The organism is Methylobacterium sp. Leaf361 (assembly GCF_001424445.1).
Lineage (GTDB): Bacteria > Pseudomonadota > Alphaproteobacteria > Rhizobiales > Beijerinckiaceae > Methylobacterium.
Genome location: NZ_LMPY01000034.1, coordinates 364448 through 385810 on the forward strand (window position 1 = coordinate 364448; position 21363 = coordinate 385810).

The 21363-nt window shown below is 69.7% G+C and carries 18 protein-coding genes; 16 read left to right on the forward strand and 2 right to left on the reverse strand.

From position 1 onward, the window contains the following. Positions 1-79: 79 nt before the first annotated feature. Positions 80-295 (reverse strand): hypothetical protein, encoded by a 216-nt coding sequence (locus ASG32_RS34575; protein WP_170868042.1) that lies wholly within the window; start codon positions 293-295, stop codon positions 80-82. Here ASG32_RS34575 and ASG32_RS22405 point away from each other — a divergent pair. The 14 genes from ASG32_RS22405 to ASG32_RS22465 all read left to right on the forward strand — a co-directional run bounded on the left by ASG32_RS22405 (position 191) and on the right by ASG32_RS22465 (position 15428). Continuing rightward, positions 191-1129 carry a MurR/RpiR family transcriptional regulator gene (locus ASG32_RS22405; protein ID WP_056530963.1) on the forward strand — a complete coding sequence of 313 codons (939 nt, stop codon included), beginning with the start codon at positions 191-193 and terminating at the stop codon, positions 1127-1129. The two genes, ASG32_RS34575 and ASG32_RS22405, sit on opposite strands and share 105 nt — an antisense overlap. Next, on the forward strand, positions 1126-2103 hold the full coding sequence (locus ASG32_RS22410; protein WP_020096123.1) for an isoaspartyl peptidase/L-asparaginase: 978 nt from the start codon (positions 1126-1128) through the stop codon (positions 2101-2103). The genes ASG32_RS22405 and ASG32_RS22410 overlap by 4 nt, the downstream gene beginning before the upstream one ends. Before the next feature lie 8 nt (positions 2104-2111). Beyond that, positions 2112-4025, forward strand: a complete 1914-nt coding sequence (locus tag ASG32_RS22415) for a dipeptide ABC transporter ATP-binding protein (RefSeq protein WP_056530848.1) — start codon at positions 2112-2114, stop codon at positions 4023-4025. A gap of 31 nt (positions 4026-4056) precedes the next feature. Next, positions 4057-5604 (forward strand): glutathione ABC transporter substrate-binding protein GsiB, encoded by a 1548-nt coding sequence (gene gsiB / locus ASG32_RS22420; protein ID WP_244492113.1) that lies wholly within the window; start codon positions 4057-4059, stop codon positions 5602-5604. A gap of 105 nt (positions 5605-5709) precedes the next feature. Beyond that, a complete protein-coding gene (gsiC, locus tag ASG32_RS22425) occupies positions 5710-6630 on the forward strand; it encodes a glutathione ABC transporter permease GsiC (RefSeq protein WP_056530854.1) in 921 nt (306 codons plus the stop codon). 7 nt (positions 6631-6637) lie between these two features. Continuing rightward, entirely contained in the window at positions 6638-7540 is a 903-nt protein-coding gene (gsiD, locus tag ASG32_RS22430; protein ID WP_056530856.1) for a glutathione ABC transporter permease GsiD, read from the forward strand. Beyond that, positions 7537-8613, forward strand: coding sequence for a P1 family peptidase (locus ASG32_RS22435; RefSeq protein WP_056530859.1), 1077 nt, complete (start codon positions 7537-7539; stop codon positions 8611-8613). The genes gsiD and ASG32_RS22435 overlap by 4 nt, the downstream gene beginning before the upstream one ends. A 3-nt stretch (positions 8614-8616) precedes the next feature. After that, a complete protein-coding gene (locus ASG32_RS35325) occupies positions 8617-8775 on the forward strand; it encodes a M55 family metallopeptidase (protein ID WP_234080784.1) in 159 nt (52 codons plus the stop codon). A gap of 234 nt (positions 8776-9009) precedes the next feature. After that, entirely contained in the window at positions 9010-9846 is an 837-nt protein-coding gene (locus tag ASG32_RS22440) for a VOC family protein (protein ID WP_056530862.1), read from the forward strand. Positions 9847-9947: 101 nt separating this feature from the next. Further along, the gene (paoA, locus tag ASG32_RS22445) at positions 9948-10523 is read left to right on the forward strand and encodes an aldehyde dehydrogenase iron-sulfur subunit PaoA (RefSeq protein WP_043713390.1); all 576 of its coding nucleotides are present in this window, start codon (positions 9948-9950) and stop codon (positions 10521-10523) included. Continuing rightward, positions 10523-11473 (forward strand): xanthine dehydrogenase family protein subunit M, encoded by a 951-nt coding sequence (locus ASG32_RS22450; RefSeq protein WP_056530865.1) that lies wholly within the window; start codon positions 10523-10525, stop codon positions 11471-11473. Before paoA ends, ASG32_RS22450 begins: the two co-directional genes overlap by 1 nt. Position 11474: 1 nt before the next feature. Beyond that, positions 11475-13688 (forward strand): aldehyde oxidoreductase molybdenum-binding subunit PaoC, encoded by a 2214-nt coding sequence (gene paoC, locus ASG32_RS22455; RefSeq protein ID WP_056530869.1) that lies wholly within the window; start codon positions 11475-11477, stop codon positions 13686-13688. A 22-nt stretch (positions 13689-13710) separates the two neighbouring features. After that, complete coding sequence (locus tag ASG32_RS22460) at positions 13711-14226, forward strand: VOC family protein (RefSeq protein WP_020096133.1); 516 nt, start codon at positions 13711-13713, stop codon at positions 14224-14226. Positions 14227-14315: 89 nt separating this feature from the next. Next, positions 14316-15428, forward strand: a complete 1113-nt coding sequence (locus ASG32_RS22465) for an alkene reductase (protein ID WP_056530872.1) — start codon at positions 14316-14318, stop codon at positions 15426-15428. A 64-nt stretch (positions 15429-15492) separates the two neighbouring features. On the opposite strand, the gene ASG32_RS22470 is transcribed toward ASG32_RS22465, so the two are convergent. Further along, complete coding sequence (locus ASG32_RS22470) at positions 15493-18354, reverse strand: winged helix-turn-helix domain-containing protein (RefSeq protein WP_082557999.1); 2862 nt, start codon at positions 18352-18354, stop codon at positions 15493-15495. 588 nt (positions 18355-18942) lie between these two features. Between ASG32_RS22470 and ASG32_RS22475 the strand changes: the two genes are divergently transcribed. Together ASG32_RS22475 and ASG32_RS22480 are read left to right on the forward strand one after the other, a co-directional pair. Next, entirely contained in the window at positions 18943-19851 is a 909-nt protein-coding gene (locus ASG32_RS22475; protein WP_056530878.1) for a tyrosine-type recombinase/integrase, read from the forward strand. A 4-nt stretch (positions 19852-19855) separates the two neighbouring features. Continuing rightward, positions 19856-21064: an IS91 family transposase gene (locus ASG32_RS22480; RefSeq protein ID WP_056530881.1), complete on the forward strand. Its 1209-nt coding sequence runs from the start codon at positions 19856-19858 to the stop codon at positions 21062-21064. The last annotated feature ends 299 nt before the right edge of the window (positions 21065-21363 follow it).

The following is a 21363-nucleotide window of genomic DNA, read 5'->3' on the forward strand; positions in this document are numbered from 1 at the left end:
AGCCATCGGCCAACGCAGTTGCCGTGAACGGGGAGGCGCATCTGACTAGGAGCGAGGTCACCCAATTTGTCTGGGAAGTTCAGCGATTTGTGCAACTGGTGCCGCGAAAATAAGCGTCGAAGCGCTTGCGGGTGATCGAAAAAATTCTCAGACTGTCCGGCAGTGAGAATTTTTGATCGGCTCGAGCGTCGTGGCGTTGGAACCCAAGGAACTTTCTGTCGCGCAACGGATCGCGCACGCGTTTCCGGCGCTCAGCTCCGCTCACCGAGAGGTCGCCCGCTTCGTCCTTGATCATCCGTTGCGCGCCGCGACTCTGCCCGTGAATGAGCTTGCAGACTTGGTTGGCGTCTCCGTCGCCACCGCTAATCGGTTTGCCCGCGCCGTGGGCTACGAGGGCTACGCAAAGTTCCGCGCGGCCCTCGTCCTCGGCTATGAGAAGGCGCTCGCACCGGTCGAGAAGCTGCGCGGCAGCCGAGATCAGCCCGCGACCGCGTCCGGCATCCTCGACGGAGCCTTGGCCGACATCGTCCGCAACATCGAGGCGACGCGGCGTGGGCTCGACGGCCAGACCTGTGCGCAGGCCGTCGAGGCGATCCGCCGGGCCCGACGGGTCTACGTCGTGGGCCTGGGCAGCAGCAGCTGGCCGGCCGGCATCCTGGCGCGCAACCTCGACGTCAACCGCGAGGACGTCCATCTGCTGGCGACACTGGAGGGGCCCGGCTTCGCCGCCCGGAGCCTGCGCCGGCTGACGACCGACGACCTCGTCATCGCGCTCGCAACCCCGCGGTACTTCGCCGACACGGTGCGGCTGGCCGAGATCGCACGGAAGCACGGCGCCGCGGTCCTGGCGCTGACTGACGGACCGCACTCACCCCTCGTCGCCACCGCTACGGTCGCGCTCTACGCGCAGACCGACTGCCACTACTTCGCCGCCTCGGATGCCAGCCTGACGGCCCTCGTGGAGGCCCTGGCGAGCGCCTTCGCCCACGCCACCGAGGATCTCGTCCCGGCCGCGACGCGCGTGACGGAAGCGGTGCTGCCCTGGCTCGACCGCGACTACGCCGCCTGGCCGCCGCAGGGCGGACCCGACGACCTGCCCGACACCCCGCCTCCGGGAGCCGTTCCATGAGCGACCACCGCCCCGTACTCGTGATCCACGGCGGTGCCGGGACGATCGCGTCGGGCCAGGCCGATCCCGGCGAGGCGCGCTACCACGCGGCCCTCGCCGGAATCCTGGCGGCCGGAGCGGCCTGCCTCGCCGACGGCGGGAGCGCCCTCGACGCCGTGAGTGTCGCCGTCGACCTCCTGGAGGAGTGCCCGCTCTTCAATGCCGGCCACGGCGCCGTCTTCACCAGCGCCGAGACCCACGAACTCGACGCCGCGATCATGGACGGCGCCACCCTGCGGGCCGGCGCTGTCGCGGGCGTCTCGCGGGTGCGCCGGCCTGGCCGCGCCGCCCGCGCGCTGATGGAGGCCGGCGAGCACGTCCTTATGGCTGGTGCCGGCGCCGAGACCTTCGCGCGTCGGCACGGCCTCGAGATGGTCGAGCCCGATTTTTTCTCGACAGAGGCCCGCCGCGACCAGCTTCGCCGGGCGTTGGCCGCCGGGCAAGTCGCCCTCGACCACGACACGGCGTCGGGGCCCCTCGACGAGACCCGCAAGTTCGGCACGGTGGGCGCCGTCGCCCTCGACCGGGACGGCCACCTCGCCGCCCTGACCTCGACCGGCGGCATGACCAACAAGCGTCCCGGCCGGATCGGCGACTCGCCGCTGATCGGCGCGGGCACCTACGCGGACGACAGGACCGCCGCGGTCTCCTGCACCGGCACGGGGGAGGCCTTCATCCGCGTCGCGGCGGCGCACGATGTCTGCGCGCGCATGGCCTACGGGGGCCAGGACCTCGAGGTGGCAGCCCGGGCGGTTGTCGAGGAGCACCTGCCGACTGTCGGCGGCCGCGGCGGGCTGATCGCCGTCGATGCGCGCGGCCGGGTCGCAATGCCGTTCAACACCGAGGGCATGTATCGCGGCCTCGTCCGCTCCGGCGAGGCGCCGGCCACCGCGATCTTCGGCGAGACCCGCCGCGTCCCCGCACCAGCGCGCTGAGATCCGCCATGCCGACCATCGCAGCCGGGACCGCCTCTCCTGCCGCTCTGCCCGACGGACGGGTCGTCTCCGTCACCGGCCTTACCGTCCGCTTTGCGAACTCCGAGCGGGTCGTGGAGGCGGTCCGCGACCTCGCGTTCCACGTCGACGCCGGCGAGACCCTGGCGATCGTCGGCGAGTCCGGGTCCGGCAAGTCCGTGACCTCGCTCAGCCTGATGCGCCTCGTGGAGCACGGCGGCGGCCGGATCGCGGCCGGGCAGATGCTGTTCCGGCGCGGCTCGGGCGAGGTGCTCGATCTCGCCGCCGCCCCGAACGCCAAGATGCGGGCGATCCGTGGCGCCGAGATCGCGATGATCTTCCAGGAGCCGATGACCTCCCTGAACCCGGTCTTCACCGCCGGGGACCAGATCGCGGAATCGATCCGCATCCACCAGGGGAAGAGCGCCTCAGCCTCCCGGGCCGAGGCCCTGCGGATGCTCGACCTCGTGCGCATCCCCGAGGCGCGCAACGTCCTCACGCGCTACCCGCACCAGCTCTCCGGCGGCATGCGCCAGCGCGTGATGATCGCCATGGCCCTGTCCTGCAAGCCGCAGTTGCTCATCGCCGATGAGCCGACCACGGCCCTCGACGTCACGATCCAGGCGCAGATCCTCGAACTGATCCGCAGCCTCCAGGCCGAGATGAAGATGGGCGTCGTCTTCATCACTCACGACATGGGCGTCGTGGCCGAGATCGCCGACCGCGTGCTGGTCATGTACCGCGGCGACAAGGTGGAGGAGGGGGAGGCGCCCGCGCTCTTCGCTGCGCCGCGCCACGCCTACACCAAGGCGCTGCTGGCCGCCGTGCCTAAGCTCGGTGCCATGGCGGGCAGCGATCTGCCCCGGAAGTTCGACCTGCTGCGGGCCGAGGCCCGGGAAGAGCCGGCAGGGCAGGGGGCGCCCGCCACGGTCGACGTGCCCCACGACACCGTCCGCGCCGGCGCCGGGCCGATCCTGCGGGTGCGCGACCTCGTCACCCGGTTCGACATCCGCGGCGGCCTTCTGAATCGCGTGCGCCGCCGCGTCCACGCGGTGGAGCAGGTCAGCTTCGATCTCCATCCCGGCGAGACCCTGGCCCTCGTCGGCGAATCCGGGTGCGGCAAGTCCACGACGGGCCGCTCGCTCCTGCGTCTCGTGGAGAGCGAGAGCGGCCTGATCGAGTTCGACGGCGGCAACGTCCGCGACCTGCCCCCCGGGCGGCTCCGCGGCCTGCGGCGCAACATCCAGTTCATCTTCCAGGATCCCTACGCGTCCCTCGATCCGCGCCTGACCGTGGGCTTCTCGATCATGGAGCCGCTGCTGGTCCACAGGATCGCGACGCGCCGGGAGGCCGAGGCGCGGGTGGCGTGGCTGCTCGAGCGCGTCGGGCTGACGCCCGACCAGGCCCAGCGCTACCCGCACGAGTTCTCGGGCGGACAGCGGCAGCGCATCGCCATCGCCCGGGCCCTCGCCCTGAACCCGAAGGTCATCGTCGCCGACGAGGCGGTCTCGGCCCTGGACGTGTCGATCCAGGCCCAGATCGTGAACCTGATGCTCGATCTCCAGCGGGAGTTCGGCCTCGCCTACCTGTTCATCAGCCACGACATGGCGGTGGTCGAGCGCATCAGCCACCGGGTGGCGGTGATGTATCTCGGCCAGATCGTCGAGATCGGCCCCCGCCGGGCGATCTTCGAGGACCCGCAGCACCCCTACACCCGCAAGCTGATGGCGGCGGTGCCGGTCGCCGACCCGGCCCACCGGCACCTGCGCGCCCGCCGGCTCCTGACCGACGAGATCCCGAGCCCAGTCCGGGCGCTCGGCGACGAGCCGCAGGTCGCGCCCCTCGTCGAGATCGGCCCCGGCCATCTCGTCGCCCGCCACACGGTCGGCGGCCTCGCCGCCTGACACCGCCTATCCCCGCCAGCAGGATCGTCCCATGCCCCGAGGTCTGACCATGTTCGAGCGCTTCCTCCTCGCCGCCGGCCTGCTCGCCGCGGCAACCGCGCCCGCCGCCGCGGCCGGCGACCCGATCCTGGCGATCAGCGGCCAGCCCGAGACCCTCGACCCGTACAATACGAACACGACGCTCACGACCGCCGTCACCAAGTCGTTCTACGAGGGCCTCTTCGGCTTCGACAAGGATCTGAAGGTCCGCAACGTCCTGGCCGAGAGCTACGAGACATCGCCCGACGGCCTCGTCTACACGTTCAAGCTGCGCGAGGGCGTGAAATTCCACGACGGCACGACGTTCGACGCCGCTGCGGTGAAGGCCAACCTCGACCGCGTCCTCGACCCGCAAAACCACCTCGCGCGGTACAACCAGTTCAACCGCATCAAGACGATCGAGGTGCTCTCGCCCACGAGCCTGCGCATCACCCTGAAGGAGCCCTTCGGGCCGTTCATCAACTCGCTGGCCCACGCCTCGGCGGCGATCATCTCGCCCACGGCCCTGAAGAAGTACGGGAAGGACATCGCCTTCCACCCGGTCGGCACCGGGCCGTTCACCTTCGTCGACTGGAAGCAGACCGATTACGTCAAGGGCGCGAAGTTCGCCGATTACTGGCAGACCGGCTTCCCGAAGGTCGACACCATCACGTGGAAGCCGGTGCCCGAGAACGGCACCCGCGCCGCCATGCTGCAGACCGGCGAGGCCGACTTCGCCTTCCCGCTGCCCTACGAGCAGGCCAAGATGCTCGAAGCCAGCAAGAAGCTGAAGATCGAGGTCCACGCCTCGATCATCGAGCGGTATCTCAGCATGAACGTGCTGCAGAAGCCGTTCGACGACCTGCGCGTCCGCCAAGCGATCAACTACGCGATCAACAAGGAGGCGTTGGCCAAGGTCGCCTTCTCGGGCTACGCCTTCCCGGCGCAGGGCATCGTCCCGCAGGGCGTGCGCTACGCCCACAAGATGGATCCCTGGCCCTACGACCCGGCCAAGGCGCGCCAGCTCCTCAAGGAGGCCGGCTACGCCAACGGCTTCGAGGCGACCCTCTGGAGCGCCTACACCACCACCACCGCCCAGAAGGCGATCCAGTTCCTCCAGCAGCAGCTCGGCCAGGTCGGCATCAAGGTGCAGACCCTGGCGCTGGAGCCCGGCCAGCGCACCGAGTGGGTGCAGACCGCCCCCGATCCGAAGACCGCCCGCGTCCGCCTCTACTATGCCGGCTGGTCGTCCTCGACCGGTGAGGCAGACTGGGGCCTGCGGCCGCTGCTCGCGACGGAGGCGTGGCCGCCCAAGCTCAACAACACCGCCTACTACAGCAACGCCGAGTTCGACGCCCTTCTCGCCAAGGCGCTGGTCTCGACGAACGACGCGGAGCGCGCCGAGCTCTACGCCAAGGCGCAGGAGATCGTGATGAAGGACGCCCCCTGGGCGCCGCTCGTCACCGAGCAGAACCTCTACGCGACCTCCGCGCGGCTCTCCGGCGTCTACGTCATGCCCGACGGCAACATCGATTCCGGCGAGATCGCCGTCGCTCCCTAGCCGCCGCCAGCGGACCCCGCGCCGAGCGGCCCGGACGATGGCCGGCCCGGCGCGGACGTCCCGCGCGATCGCTTCACGCAAACCCCGGATCGCGGGCGCGAGCCTATGCTGACCTTCCTGCTCAAGCGGCTCCTCGGGCTGCTGCCGACGCTGCTGATCGTCTCGGTCCTCGTCTTCCTGTTCGTCCACCTGCTTCCCGGCGATCCGGCGCGGCTGGCGGCCGGGCAGGATGCCGACGCCCAGACGGTGGCCCTGGTACGCACAGAGCTCGGCCTCGACCGGCCCCTGCCGGAACAGTTCGTGCGCTACTTCGCCAACCTCGCCCGCGGCGATCTCGGCGTCTCGATCCGCACCCGCCGCCCGGTCTCGACCGAGATCGGCGAGCGCTTCCTGCCGACCCTCCTGCTCACCCTCACCAGCATGGCCTGGGCGGTCGCCTTCGGGCTGATCATCGGCATCGTCTCGGCGGTCTACCGCAACGAATGGCCCGACCGGTTCGGGATGACGCTCGCCGTGTCCGGCATCTCGTTCCCCGCCTTCGCACTCGGCATCCTCCTGATGCAGATCTTCTCGGTCGAGCTCGGCTGGCTGCCGACCGTCGGCGCCGACACGTGGCGGCACTACGTGCTGCCGTCGCTGACGCTCGGCGCGGCCGTGGCCGCCGTGATGGCCCGCTTCACCCGCGCGGCCTTCGTGGAGGTCATCGGCGAGGATTTCGTGCGCACCGCCCGCGCCAAGGGGCTCAAGGAGCGCGTCGTGATCGCCAAGCACTGCCTGCGCAACGCCCTGATCCCGGTCGTGACCATGATGGGCCTGCAGTTCGGCTTCCTGCTCGGCGGCTCGATCGTCGTCGAGGCGGTGTTCAACTGGCCCGGCATGGGCCGCCTGCTCGTCGATGCCGTGAACCAGCGCGACTACCCGGTGATCCAGGCCCTGGTCCTGCTGTTCTCGCTGGAGTTCATCCTGATCAACCTGGTCGTGGACGTGCTCTACGGCCTCATCAACCCGACCATCCGCTACAGGTGAGCCGGCCGTGACCGATATCCTCGTCCCCGCCGTCCCCACCGTCGCGCCCGTCCCCACCGGCATCCGGACGCCGTGGTCGGAATTCTGGCGCAAGTTCCGGCGCCAGCGCGTCGCCGTCCTCGCCCTGGGCTTCATCGGCCTGCTGGTCGTGGTCGCCGTGCTGGCGCCGTGGATCGTGCCCTACGACCCGGTCAACGACTTCGACTACGACCGGATCAACGAGGGCCCGTCGCTCGCGCACTGGCTCGGCGTCGATCCCCTCGGGCGCGACATCCTGAGCCGCATCGTCGAGGGCGCGCGGATCTCCCTGGCGACCGGCTTCCTCTCGGTCGCCGTCGGCGGGCTCGTCGGGACCGTGCTCGGTCTCCTGGCGGGCTACTACGGCGGCTGGTGGGACCGGATCGTCATGCGCATGTCCGACGTGCTGTTCGCCTTCCCGGGCATCCTGCTGGCGCTCGGCGTCGTCGCCATCCTGGGCTCGGGGCTCGTCAACGTCGTGGCGGCGGTGTCGGTCTTCAGCGTCCCGGCCTTCGCGCGCCTCGTGCGCGGCACGACCCTGGTCCTGAAGAACAGCACCTACATCGAGGCCGCGCGGAGCATCGGCGCTCCGGACCGGACGATCATCCTGCGCCACATCCTGCCGGGCACGATCTCGGGCATCGTGGTCTACTTCACCATGCGGCTGGGCACCTCGATCATCACGGCCGCGAGCCTGTCCTTCCTCGGCATGGGCGCGCAGCCGCCGACGCCCGAATGGGGCGCCATGCTGAACGAGGCCCGCGCCGACATGGTCTCGGCACCGCACGTCGCGCTGTTCCCGAGCCTCGCGATCTTCTTCACGGTGCTGGCCTTCAATCTCCTCGGGGACGGCCTCCGGGACGCCCTCGACCCGAAGATCGACCGCCTGTGACGCCGGCCGGCCCCCCGCGCCCCGCGCCCCGCGTCGGCCGCCTGCCGCGGGGTCCGCGCGACGCCATCACCGACGTCCCGGGCGTGACGGTCGGCCATTGCACGCTGGCCGAGGGCGACGTTCAGACTGGCGTTACAGTCGTGCGGCCGCACGGCGGCGATACATACCGGGACCGCGTTCCGGCGGCCGGCGTCGTGCTGAACGGCTTCGGCAAGTCCGTCGGCCTGATGCAGGTCGAGGAACTCGGTGTGCTGGAGACGCCGATCGCCCTGACCAACACCTTCGCGGTGCCGGCGGTGGTCGCCGCCCAGATCCGCGCCGCGATCGCCGACAATCCGGAAATCGGGCGCGCGCTGCCGACGCTCAACCCGCTCGTCTTCGAGTGCAACGACGGCTACCTCAACGACCTTCAGCGGATGGCAGTTGAGGCGTCCCATTATCGCGACGCCCTGGACGCGGCGGGCGCCGCCGTCGCGGAAGGGTCGGTCGGGGCCGGGCGCGGGATGTCGAGCTTCGGGCTCAAGGGCGGCATCGGCACCGCCTCCCGGCGGGTCCGCGCGCGCGCGCGGGGCCGGTTCACGCTGGGCTCGCTCGTCCTGTCGAATTTCGGCAAGCCGTCCCAGATTCGGGTCCGCGGCGTGCCGCTCGCCGCTCAGCTCCGGGGGGCCGCCGGGAAGCCGGAATCCGGCACCGAACCGCCGGAGAAGGGCTCGATCATCATGATCGTCGCCACCGACGCGCCCCTCGACGCGCGTCAGCTCCGCCGCCTCGCCCTGCGGGCCGGGGCAGGCCTCGCCCGGACCGGCTCGGTGTTCGGCCACGGCAGCGGCGATATCGCGCTCGCCTTCTCGACCGCCTACACGGTGCCGCAGGATCCCGGCCGCCCGATGCCGGCGCCCGCCCTGCTGCACGACGCGGAGCTCGACCCGCTGTTCGAGGCCGCCGCGGACGGGATCGAGCAAGCGATCGTCCACGCCCTTTGGCGGGCCGAGGCGGTCACGGGCCGCGACGGCCACCGGCGGGACGCCCTGACCGATCTCCTGCCCGGCTGGGCCGATATCCTCGGAGTCTGAGCGATGCGCGTCCCGATCTCGACGAATATCGAGGGCGTCGCCGGGATCTATCACCGCGTCCAGACGACACCGGGCAAACCCGAATACGAGCGCGCGGCTGCTGATGACCGCTCTCGAGGCCGACGTGAACGTTGCCAGGCAGCCGGGTTGGGCCGGTATTAGCCCGTCCGCGTTTCCGGGCCCGCTTCTTCGAAGCGGACTTTATAGCAGCTCAACTTGCGCATTCCAGTTTCACCACAACCTGCACTCGGTCATTAGCCAAGAAGCAGACCTTCGGTGCTGCGCGCCGCCCCATCAGAGAGCCGGCGCCTTGTCGAATTTAACCTTTTTTTACCTGCACATCGCTCGCGACATTAGTATAGCTCTGGGCTGAGAACCTCGAGCCGGTGTATCGTTATGAACCATCAAAGCAACGACGGGCATGGCGGACACATTCGCCGTGAAGTCCTTCAGGTTGCCGGTGCCGCTGCAGCCGTGGGCCTTCTCGGAGCAACTACTGCCTCCGCGCAGACTGGGCGACTGGGCGGACGTGACGATGGTCCACTCGGCGCGCGCCTGCAAGGCGTGCAGCATTTCGGCGTCACGGTCCAGAACATGGACCGGGCTTTCGCCTTCTACACCGAGGTACTCGGCGGCACCGAGGTCATGCGTGATGGCGATTTCAAGGGGGAGCCGGTCCATTTCACGCTGATGGCCGATCAAGAGATCGTTGCCCGCGAGCGCCGCGTCGATCCTCGCACCATCGGCGTCCCGGACCTGAAGGGTGGCTCCCAGCGGCTCGATGTCCGCTTCGTCCAGTTCGAGAACGTCGTCATCGAACTCCTGCAGTATCGCGACGCCACGCAGCCGATGGGCGGCGTCGACAGCTGGGCCGAGCCGCGCGACCACATGAGCCCGGCCTACCCGCGCTCGATGCACATCTGCTTCTACGTCCGCGATGACGTGAACTTCGACAAGTTCATCGCTGATCTCGAGGCCGAGTGCGCCCGCCGCGGCATGACGCAGGTCAGGGCGAACCGCACCGTACCCGTGCACTCCGAGGAGCAGCGCCGCGCGGCGCCGAGGGATACCAATACGATCAAGATCCACGAGGGTCCGTCGAACGGCTGGTCGATCATCTACTGCAAGGGGCCCGAGGGCGAGCAGCTCGAATTCGTCCAAGTGCTCGGTCCCGTAAAAAAGACGTTTGCTGACGCCGCCGAGGCGCGCCGGGCGGCGACGAACCGGGGCTGAGGTGAGGTGGCCGAAGAGGGGAGACGAGAGCCTGATTTCGGCGCTTCGGCCGTGCGGAACGGCCATCGCGCCAGTTTGGATCGACGAGGAAGGGATACCCGATGAGTCCTCCCAGGCCACATGAGGTCGATCAAAGGGCGGTCGATCAGCACGCTCCGGAGGCATCCGGTTCGCTTTCCCTCTCGCTCACGGTCAACGGCGAACGGCGGCGTCTCGATCTCGACAGCCGCGTGACGCTGCTCGACGCCCTGCGCGAGCACCTGCACCTCACGGGCACCAAGAAGGGGTGCGACCACGGCCATTGCGGTGCCTGCACGGTGCTGGTGAATGGGATTCGCATCAACGCATGCCTCAGCCTCGCGGCCATGCACGACGGGGACGCGGTGACGACGATCGAGGGATTGGGCCGGCCGGACCGGCTTCATCCCATGCAGGCGGCGTTCATCGCGCACGACGCCTTCCAGTGCGGCTACTGCACGCCGGGCCAGATCTGCTCCGCGGTGGCTGTCCTCGCCGAGATCAGGGCGGGCGTGCCGAGCTACGCCACCGGCGACCTCATGGCACCGATGACGCTGGACAATGGCGAACTGCGCGAGCGCATGAGCGGCAACATCTGCCGATGCGGCGCCTACTCCAACATCGCCGATGCCGTGGCGGACGTCGCGGGGAGGCCCTGATGCGGCCCTTCAGCTACGAGCGCGTCGCGAGCGCCGAAGCGGCCGTGGCGGCCGTCGCCGCCCGGCCAGGCGCCCGGTTCATCGCGGGCGGTACGAACCTGCTCGACCTGATGAAGTTCCAGATCGAGGCGCCGGCCCATCTCGTCGACATCCGGCATTTGCCCCTGAAGGCCATCGAGGATCTGCCGGACGGCGGTCTGCGCATCGGTGCGCTCGCCACCAACACCGAGGTTGCCGCCCACCCGCGCGTGAAGCGCGATTACGGCGTCCTCGCGCGGGCGATCGTGGCCGGCGCCACGGGGCAGCTGCGCAACAAGGCGACGACCGCCGGCAACCTGCTGCAGCGCAATCGCTGCCCGTACTTCTACGAGACGTCCCTGCCGTGCAACAAGCGCCAGCCGGGCTCGGGCTGCTCGGCCCTCGGGGGCGTCACCCGCTCGCTCGCCGTCGTGGGCACGAGCCCGCATTGCATCGCTCAGAACCCGGGCGACATGGCCGTGGCGCTGCGTGTCCTCGACGCAACCGTCGAGACCGTCAGGCCCGACGGGTCGCAGCGCCGGATCGCGATCGGCGATTTTCATCTGCTGCCGGGCGACCGGCCGGAGATCGAGCACCCGCTCGAACCGGGCGAGCTCGTCACCGCCGTGACGCTCCCGCGACCGCCGGGCGGGACGCACCACTATCACAAGGTCCGCGACCGGGCCTCCTACGCCTTCGCGATCGTGTCAGTCGCAGTCGTCCTGCACAAGGACGGGACGGGGCGGGTCGCATTCGGCGGCGTCGCACCGCGACCGTGGCGGGTGGAGGATGCGGAGGCGCTCCTGCCGGGTGGACCGGCAGCCGTCATCACGGCGGCCTTCCAGGGCGCGACGCCCACGGCCGGGAACGCCTTCAAGATCCCGCTCGCCGAGCGCGCGCTCGCACTGGTGCTGAGCGAAGGGAGGGTGTGACATGCGGTTCGACACGCCTGCCGGGCAGAACTCCATCGACGGTCAGACCATCGTCGGGCAGCCCCATCGGCGCGTCGACGGCGCCCTGAAGGTCACCGGGACGGCGCCTTACGCCTACGAGCGGCACGATGCGGCGACCGATCCTGCCTATGGCTGGATCGTCGGCGCCACGATCGCCCGCGGTCGGGTGACGCGGATCGACGCCGCGGCCGCACGAAGGGCTTCGGGCGTCCTCGCGATCCTGACGACGCTCGAGCACGATTCCGCCCCGCCGGGGTTCCGGACGACCCTCCACCTGTTCGGCGGTGCCGAGGTACGCCACTATCATCAAGCCGTCGCGCTCGTCGTGGCAGAGACCTTCGAGGAGGCGCGCGCGGCCGCCCACCTCGTCCGCGTCGACTACGAAGCCGAGCCGGCGCGCTGCGATTTGGCGGCGGAGGCTGGCAAGGCCGAGCCGATCGCGGATCGCGACAATCCGGACTACCCCGTGGTCGATCGGATCGGGGCGTTCGAGGAAGCGCTCGCCGCCGCTCCCGTGATCCTGGACGAGATCTACACCACCCCCGACCAGACTCATGCGATGATGGAGCCGCACGCCACCACGGCCGCGTGGCGCGACGGCAAGCTGACGATCTGGACTTCGGCGCAGGTCGTTTCCTGGCACCGCAACAGCCTCGCGCAGGCGCTTGGCATCGCGAAGGAGGATCTGCGGCTGGACGCGCCGTTCATCGGCGGCGGGTTCGGATCGAAGCTCATAATGCGGAGCGACGCGCTCCTCTCGGCCCTCGGCGCCAGAGCCGTCGGACGCCCGTGCAAGGTCGCGCTGCAGCGTCCGCTGATCGCGAATAACGGCACGCGCCGCGCCGGCACGATCCAGCGCATCCGTCTCGGTGCGACTCATGACGGGCGGCTCACAGCGATCGGCCACCACAGCCTCAACGGAAATCTGTCCGGCGCCTACGCGGAGGCGGCGATCGCGCCGACACGGCTCATCTACGCGGCCCCGAACCGCGAGCTGTCCATGAGGCTCGCGACCCTCGATCTCGCCGAGGGCAACGACATGCGGGCTCCGGGTGAGGCCCCGGGCCTGATGGCGCTCGAGATCGCGATGGACGAGATGGCCGAGAAGCTAGGCATCGATCCCGTCGCCTTCCGGATTCGGAACGACACGCAGGTCGATCCGCGCAAGCCGCACCGGCAGTTCTCGGAGCGGCACCTGATCGAGTGCCTCCAACTCGGCGCGGACCGCTTCGGCTGGGCGCGCCGCAACCCGGTGCCCGGCGCTGTGGGCGATGGGTGCTGGCTCGTCGGCATGGGCATGGCGGCGGGCTTTCGCCAGAACCTCCTGATGCCGTCCGGTGCCCGCGTCCGGCTCGAGCAAGATGGCCGGCTGTCGGTCGAGACCGACATGACCGATATCGGGACCGGCAGCTACACCATCCTCGCCCAGACGGCTGCCGAGATGATGGGTGTGCCGATCGAGGCCGTGACGGTGCGGCTCGGCGACTCGGACTACCCCGAAGCCGCCGGGTCCGGCGGACAGTTCGGCGCGAACAACGCCACGTCCGGGCTCTACGCCGCTTGCGTGGCGCTGCGGGCGAGCGTCGCGGCGCGGCTCGGCTTCAATGCCGAGGACGTGGCGTTCGCGGACGGGAGGGTCACGGCGGGCAGTCGGAGCGTACCTCTCCGCGACGCCGTTGAGACCGGATCACTGACCGCCGAGGACCGGATCACCTACGGCGACCTCGACAAGGAGTTCGTCCAAGCCACCTTCGGGGCGCAGTTCGCCGAAGTCGCCGTGAACCGGTTCACCGGGGAGATGCGCGTCCGCCGCATGCTCGCGGTCATCGATGCCGGCCGGGTGCTCAATCCGCTCACGGCGCGAAGCCAGGTGATCGGCGCCATGACGATGGGGGTAGGGTCGGCGCTCATGGAGGCGCTCGTCGTCGACACGCGCCACGGCTTCTTCATCAACCACGACCTCGGCGGCTACGAGGTGCCGGTCCATGCCGACATCCCGCACCTCGACGTCGTCTTCCTCGACCATCCGGACCCGGTCTCGTCCCCGATGAAGGCCAAGGGCATCGGCGAGATCGGCTTGTGCGGGGCGGCCGCGGCGGTGGCGAACGCCGTCTACAACGCCACCGGCATCCGCGTCCGCGACTATCCCATCACCCTCGACAAGCTGCTCGACCGGCTGCCGCGCGCGGCCTGATTCTTCACCTGCGGAGAGAGAGATGGCCTATCATCCCGTTCCCGTGACGCATGTCGGCCTGACCGTCACCGACATCCGGGCAGCGACCGAGTGGTACACCAAGGCCTTCAGCTGCCGGCACATCATCGGGCCCCTGCACGTCAGGCACGACGGCTCGCATATCGGCGAGGTATTCAAGGGGATCTTCGGTGATCGGTTTGAGGAGGGATACGTGTCCCACCTCGCCACCGCGAACGGGGTGGGGATCGAACTCTTCGAGTTCGTCACACCGAAGTCGGAAGCCGTCGACGACAACTTCCGCTACTGGAAGACCGGCGTCTTCCACTTCTGCTTGGTCGACCCCGACGTCGAGGGCCTCGCGCGGCGGATCGCTGAGATGGGCGGCAAGCAGCGCTCGAAGGTCTGGACACTGTTCGAAGGAGAGCCGTTCAAGGCGGTCTACTGCGAGGATCCCTGGGGCAACCTGATCGAGATCTACTCGCACTCGACGGAGCTCATGTACGCCAACCGGAGCGCGACGGCCGCCCGGGCGGAGTGAGAGGCGAGACTTGCAAACGCAGCGGTCGGATTCCCAATGCCGGGCAACGCGCGCGTCTGCAACCTGTGAGGCAAGGAGAGATCCCGCACATGCCGACGACCGCAGATCGTGATCTGTTTTCTCCAACGAAGATCGGTGCCATCGACGTCGCCAACCGCGTCGCCATGGCACCGCTCACGCGCTCGCGTGCCGGCATGGACGGCGTCCATTCGGATCTCGCCGTCGCGTACTATCGGCAGCGCGCATCGGCCGGCCTCATCATCACCGAGGCGACCAACATCTCACGGCAGGGCCGGGGCTATGCCTTCACGCCGGGCATCTACACGGAGGTGCAGGCCGAGGCATGGTCGCGTGTGACCTCGGCCGTGCACGAGGCAGGCGGCCGGATCGTCTGCCAGCTCTGGCATGTCGGGCGCATGTCGCATGTCAGCCTCCAGGAGAATGGCAAGGCGCCCGTGTCGGCCTCGGCCATCCAGGCCGGTGAGCTCGTCTTCCTCGAGAGCCGCACGCAGGCACCTCCATCCATGCCGCGCGCGCTCCGAACTGACGAGATTCCCGATCTGATCGGCGACTATCGGCGCGCCGCGTTCCTCGCCATGCAGGCGGGCTTCGACGGGATCGAGGTGCATTCCGCGAACTGCTACCTGCTCGATCAATTCATCCGCGACAGCACGAACCGGAGGACAGATCGCTACGGCGGCTCGGTCGAGAACCGCACGCGGCTTGCCGTTGAGGTCGTAGAGGCGGTCGCGGAGGTGTGGGGTGCCGACCGCGTCGGCCTGAGGCTCTCGCCGATGACGCGGGCTGTCGGTGATACCCCGCTCGACAGCGACCCGCAGGCAACCTACGGCTATCTCGCTCGGAGGCTTGGGGAGCTGGGACTGGCCTATCTCCACTGCGTCGAGGGGCAGACGCGCGGGCCGAACGGGTCGTCCGCGTTCGACTACAAGGCGCTGCACGCCGCTTTCGGTGGGGCCTACATCGCCAATAACGGCTACGACCGGCAGCTCGCCATCGAGGCGATCGCCTCCGGCTACGCCGACATGATCGCCTTCGGTCGCTCCTTCATCGGGAATCCCGATTTGGTCGAGCGGCTGCGCCGCAACGCCCCTCTCGCGGAGGCCGATCAGGCGACGTTCTATGGCGGGGGAGCCGAGGGTTATACCGATTATCCGACCTTGGACGTTTCAGGGAACGCATAAAGGAGGGAGCCTGTTGAGCGCCGATCCGCTGCCCTCGCCGCACATCGGCTCATGGGCGGCGGCGTCAGGCCAGGGAGACCGGCCGGCCCGCATCGCTGCCAAGTCCCCCCCGACCAGCACGGCGCGCCCGCGCAGCCCTGAGATCGGGCGTGTTGAGCCCTTCGTCGAAGCCGCCGAGGACGGCGGCGAGGGCTGCCGGGCCACCATACCGGTCATCCAGCGCGGCGAGGCTCGTCGCGGCCCGTAGGCGCCATATCGCCGCTCCCTGGCTGCCGGCCAGATCGATCGCTTGCAGGAAGTGCCGCGCCGCGTCCGCCTCGCCGGCGACGCCGGTGGAGGCGAGGAGGATCTCGCCCTTGATGCGCAGCAGTTCCGGCTGGCACCAGAGTTCGCCGCCGTGCTCGGAGGCGGCGAGCGCGTCGTCGATGCGAGCGAGCGCGTCCGGAAGGTGGCCATGCGCCGCGAGGCCGGACGCCAGCGAGCCGATATAGGCCGGACGCCGCATCCGGAAGCCGATCTCCCCCATCTCGACGAGGGCATCCTCGAGGCGGTGCAGCCCGCCCGCATCGCCCCGGCTGAGGCTCACGATCGCTTCGAGGCAATCGGCGATGACCTGCCAGATGCGCATGGCGTGACGCGCGACGTGGTCCCCGAGGCGGGCGAGGCCGCGCTCGGCTTCGTCGAGATCGCCGCCATGGAGTGCAATCGGGATCACCGTGTGCGCCAAGGCATTCGTAAGGGCGAAGGCCTGGCCGTTGGCTTCGGCCTCGACGAGCGCGCGCCGCGCCGCCGCGACGGCGTGATCCGGCCGTCCCTGGAGCCACAGGACGTTCGCGAGGGTGCCGCGTGCCGCGATCAAGCCGTGATCCTCCAGCCGCCGGCCGGGACTGTCACGGCGGGCCGCACGGGCCAGCAGGCGCTCCGCTGCCTCGCGAGCCTCGTCGAGACGGCCGAGATAGCGGAGCGCGGTGGCGGCGGGCCTGTCGACGGCCGCGCCGGCCGCGCGATCGCCGCTGGCGGCCGCCAGCGTCCTGATGCGCTCCGTCAGGGCGAACGAGGCGCCGTGGTCCCCAACCCAGGTCTGGAAGTCGCACAAGCCCCAGAGCGCCCGCAACTGGCCATCGCGGTCGGACAGCCGTTCGGCGCGGGCGAGCGCCCCGCTCCACAACTCCGCAATCCGCGCCGTCGGACCCTCGACCTGCAGCAGGGCCGCAGCGAGCGACGCCCGCAGCGTGATCTCGTACCGGTCTTCCGGACCGTCGGCGGGGGCGGCCGACGCGAGCGCCCACTCGCTCGCCTCGATCCGTTCCTGGAGCAGCGCGAGCGTGTCCCACACCACAAGCGCCTCGGCTGCCAGCGTTCGACCGAGGACGGGATCGCGCCGGTCGGTTAGGCACCAGTCGAGTGCGGCGCGGACGTTTTGGACGAGCGCGACCAACTCCTCGCGCGGGTCGGATGCCGCCTTCGCGCTCCTGCGCGCCGAGACGTCGCGACATTGCGCGACACAAAACTCCGCGTGCCGCCGACGGACCGCATCATCCTCGCCACTCTCGGCGAGGCGCTGCAATCCGTAGGCCCGCGTCGTGTCGAGAAGCTGGTACCGGGCCGACCACCCAGGAATAGCGACAATCAGCGACTTGGCGACGAGATCGGCCAAGTGGCCGATGCACGCATGCTCGGCCTCCCCAGCAGAACGGCCGACCGCGAGCGCGGCGTCGAGCGGGAAGACGCCGTGAAAGACGGACAGCCGTCGAAACAGGGTCTGCTCTCCCTGCGACAGCAGTCCGTAGCTCCAGTCCAAGGTCGCGGTCAGGCCACGGTGCCGGGGATGACCTGCCCGTCGGCCGTCGTCCAGAAGGTCCAGGCGCTCGTTCAGCAGACGGAGGAGGCCGCGAAGTCCAAACGCCCCGACCCGCGTCGCGGCAAGTTCCAGCGCCAGCGGCAACCCGTCGAGGCGGCGACAGATCTCGACGACGGCCCACGCGTCGTCGTCCTCGAGGCTGAAGTCTGGAGCAGCGGCCGAGGCGCGCGCGACGAACAGCGCCACGGCCGGGAAAGTCAGAACATCCTTCGCGTTGAGCGTCCCGAACGCTGTCGGAGCCGGCAGGGGTTGGAGGCGATGCACGGTCTCGTGCGCCATCCGGAGCGGCTCCCGGCTCGTGGCCAATACGTGAGTTCTGGGCGCGGCGGTCGCGAGCATGGTGGCCAGCCGGGCCGCCTGATCGAGGGCGTTCTCACAACAATCGAGGACGAGCAGGCACTGCCGATCCGCCAGGGCAGTCGCCAGTGCAGCCTGTGGATCGTCTGCATGGATTGCGATGCGCATTTCCTGAGCGAACGCGCTCGCGAGATAGCGGTCGCTGTCGATGACGCACAGATCGACCATCCAGACCCCGTCCGGGAACTGCTCGACGAGGGCGTGTCCCACCGTCACGGCCAGGCTGGTTTTGCCGACGCCGCCGAGACCCGTGATCGTGACCAGCGGTCGCTGCAGCACCGTCGTGGCGATCGCCGCGAGATCCTCGGATCGGCCGAGCAGGTCCGTCGGTCTCGGAAGGTTATGGCGCCGCGCTGCTGCCGAAATCGGCCAGGACATGACGTCGACGGGCGCGACGAAGCGGTACCCTTGTCCGCTCACCGTCGCGATGAAGCGCTTCTCCGGTTCCGCTCCTTCGAGTGCGCGCCGGATCGCCGCGATGTTGACCTTCAAATTGGACTCATCAACCGTCGTTCGCGGCCATGCGCGCTTGTGGAGATCCGCCTTGCTTACGACCTGACCTGCGCGTTCGACGAGCGCGGTCAGAATTTCCAAAGGTCGTCCCCCGAGCCTTACGACTTTTTCGGCTCGCCAAAGCCGCTGCTCGGACGGGCTCAATACGAAATCGTCGAAGATGTAGCGAACGGCTCTGCCTTCCCGCGTATCCATGCAGCTGTCGCTATCGCACTCCTGTTCGATCCCGGAGAGATGGCCTTGCTACGCTGTCGGTTGCAGCACCGCTAGCATGTCGTGGAGGCCTCAGCCATTCGTCCGGTCTGCTCATGCGGAAGCGTCGGGGTGGATGCCTCCGGCAATGGTCTTGCAAAATCTTCACTCCGGCTGATCGATGCCGGCAGGTGGCATCCACATCGACGTATCAGGAAAGAGCTTTCGGCGATCAGGTTGACTGGCTTGGATCGCCAGGAGCCCGTCCGATTTCCCGGCGAATGAGTTCAGAAGCGGCCGTTCCGCTTACGGCCAAGTCCAGCCCCACTGGTCTGTACCTCGGATGACCAGGGTGGGTGGATGAACGAACCCGCTCGCGCGGGAGGGGTGGCAGCGTCGACGTCGGCGGGTTGAGCCGAAGGCCCTGCGCCGATTGAGCGTCGCCCGGCCCGGGCGGACGNTTGAACGAACCCGCTCGCGCGGGAGGGGTGGCAGCGTCGACGTCGGCGGGTTGAGCCGAAGGCCCTGCGCCGATTGAGCGTCGCCCGGCCCGGGCGGACGATCCCGGCTCCCTTCGAGCGGAGCCATCCCATGACCGTCCTTGCCGTTCCCGCCGCTGCCGGCGGCTCGCTGCGTCAGCGCCTGATCGACGACATGACCCTGCGCCGGTTCTCCCGGGCGACGCAGCGCAACTACATCCGCGACGTCGGGCGGCTGGCCGCCTTCCTGCGGCGATCGCCCGATACCGCGACCGGTGACGACCTGCGCCGCTTCCAGATCGCCCAGCAGGAACTCGGCCTCGGCGTGCCGACGATGAACGCCATCGTCTCCGCCCTGCGCTTCTTCTTCGTCCACACGCTCAGCCGCCCYGATCTCGCCCGCAGGCTGGTCCGCCTCAACCATCCCCGCACCCTGCCCGACGTGCTGAGCGCCGACGAGGTCGGGCGTCTGCTCGATGCCACGGTCTGCCTGAAGCATCTCGCCGCCCTGTCGCTCGCCTACGGCGCGGGCCTGCGCGTGGCCGAGGTCGCCGCGCTCAGGATCGGCGRTATCGACTCGACCCGCATGATCCTGCGGATCGAACGCGGCAAGGGCGGCCGCGACCGCAATRCCATGCTGTCRGCCGATCTCCTGGACCTGCTGCGGCGCTGGTGGAGCGAGGGCCACCGGCAGGGTGTCCTGCAGCGCCAGGGCTGGCTGTTCCCCGGCCAGGACTGGGCACGGCCGATCAGCACACGCCAGCTTCACCGCGTCGTCGTCGAGGCGGCGCGCGCGGCCGGGATCCCCAAGCGGGTCGGTCCCCATACCCTGCGCCACYCCTTCGCCACCCATCTCCTGGAGGACGGCGTCGACATCCGCGTCATCCAGGTCCTGCTCGGGCACAGCCGGCTCGACACCACCGCCCTCTACGCCAAGGTCGCAACCCGGACGGTGCGGGCCGTGACCAGCCCCCTCGACAGGCTCGCCCTGTTCCATAGACAGGGGGCAGCGCCGGACTGAGACGATGCCCGCCGCGATCGAGTTGGCCGACGTCTTCCGCGCCGCCGGTCCGGCCTATCGCGCCGAGCAGGCCGGGCATCTGAGCCTGGATACGCTGAAGGTGATGGCGGCGATCGAGCGCTGCCGCACCGCCAGCCTCGGCGGCCATGTCGAGGGCTGCGACGCATGCGGCCACCTGCGCGTCGCCTACAACTCCTGTCGCAACCGGCATTGCCCCCGGTGCCAGGGCGCGGCCGCCCGCGACTGGCTCGCCGCGCGCGAGGCCGACCTCCTGCCGGTCGGCTACTTCCACGTCGTCTTCACCCTGCCGGCCGAGATCGCCGCCATCGCCTTCCACAACAAGGCCGCCGTCTACGACCTGCTGTTCCGGGCGGCGAGCACCACCATGATGCGGATCGCCGCCGACCCAAGGCACCTCGGGGCCCGCATCGGGCTGACCGCCGTGCTCCACACCTGGGGCTCGGCCATGACCCACCATCCCCATGTCCACATGATCGTCCCCGGCGGCGGCCTCTCCCCGGACGGGACCCGCTGGATCGCCGCGCGCCCCGGCTTCCTCCTGCCGGTGCGGGTGCTGGGCCTGCTGTTCCGCCGCCTGTTCCTCGAACGGCTCGCCGCGCTCCACGCGGCCGGGGCGCTCGCCTTCTTCGGCCCCCTGGCCCCACTCTCGGATCCCAGGGCCTTCGCCCGCGCGCTCGCCCCGGTGCGCCGGAAGCGCTGGGTGGTCTACGCCAAGCCGCCCTTTGCCGGACCGAAGGCCGTGCTCGCCTATCTGGCGCGCTACACCCACCGCGTCGCCATCTCCAGCCGCCGCATCCTCGCCTTCGACGGGGCGAGCGTCAGCTTCCGCGTCAAGGACTACMGGCGCGACGAGGCCGGGCGGCCGCGGGTCATGACCCTGTCGGCCGCGGAGTTCATCCGACGCTTCCTGCTCCATGTCCTGCCGCGCGGCTTCCACCGCATCCGGCACTACGGCTTTCTCACGGGCTCGAACCGGACGGCAGGCCTGGACCGCATCCGCGCGGTCCTCGGCGTCCCGGCCCCGCCGCGGCCCAGCGCCGACGCACCCGATCCGCAAGACAGCCCCGGYCAGGCCCGGCCACCTTGCCCCTGCTGCGGCGGTCCCATGACGATCGTCGGGTCCTTCGCGGGCTGGCATCAGCCCCGTGGGCCGCCGTTCCGCTCCACGTCGCACCGGGCAGGTTCGCCATGACCCGGCATGACCTGACGCCGCCAACCACCCGAGGAACCGCGCCTCGGGGCATGCCTCACCCTGTGCCGAACCTCAGGATGAACCGTGCCCCCGCGATCGCCGAACCCCGGTTCGCTTCGCCAAGCGCTGAGGCCTTGCCAATCCGGGGACTTCCAAGCACGCCACTGGCGAGGTTTGCCCGCCGTCGCTCCGCCGCTGGGGGCGACGCCCAGCCCAAATCCCCATAGGCCCGCCCGCCATCCCGCGGGTTCGTTCATCCAAGACTTTCGTACGCCTCGCGGCGACCGAAACTCTTCAGG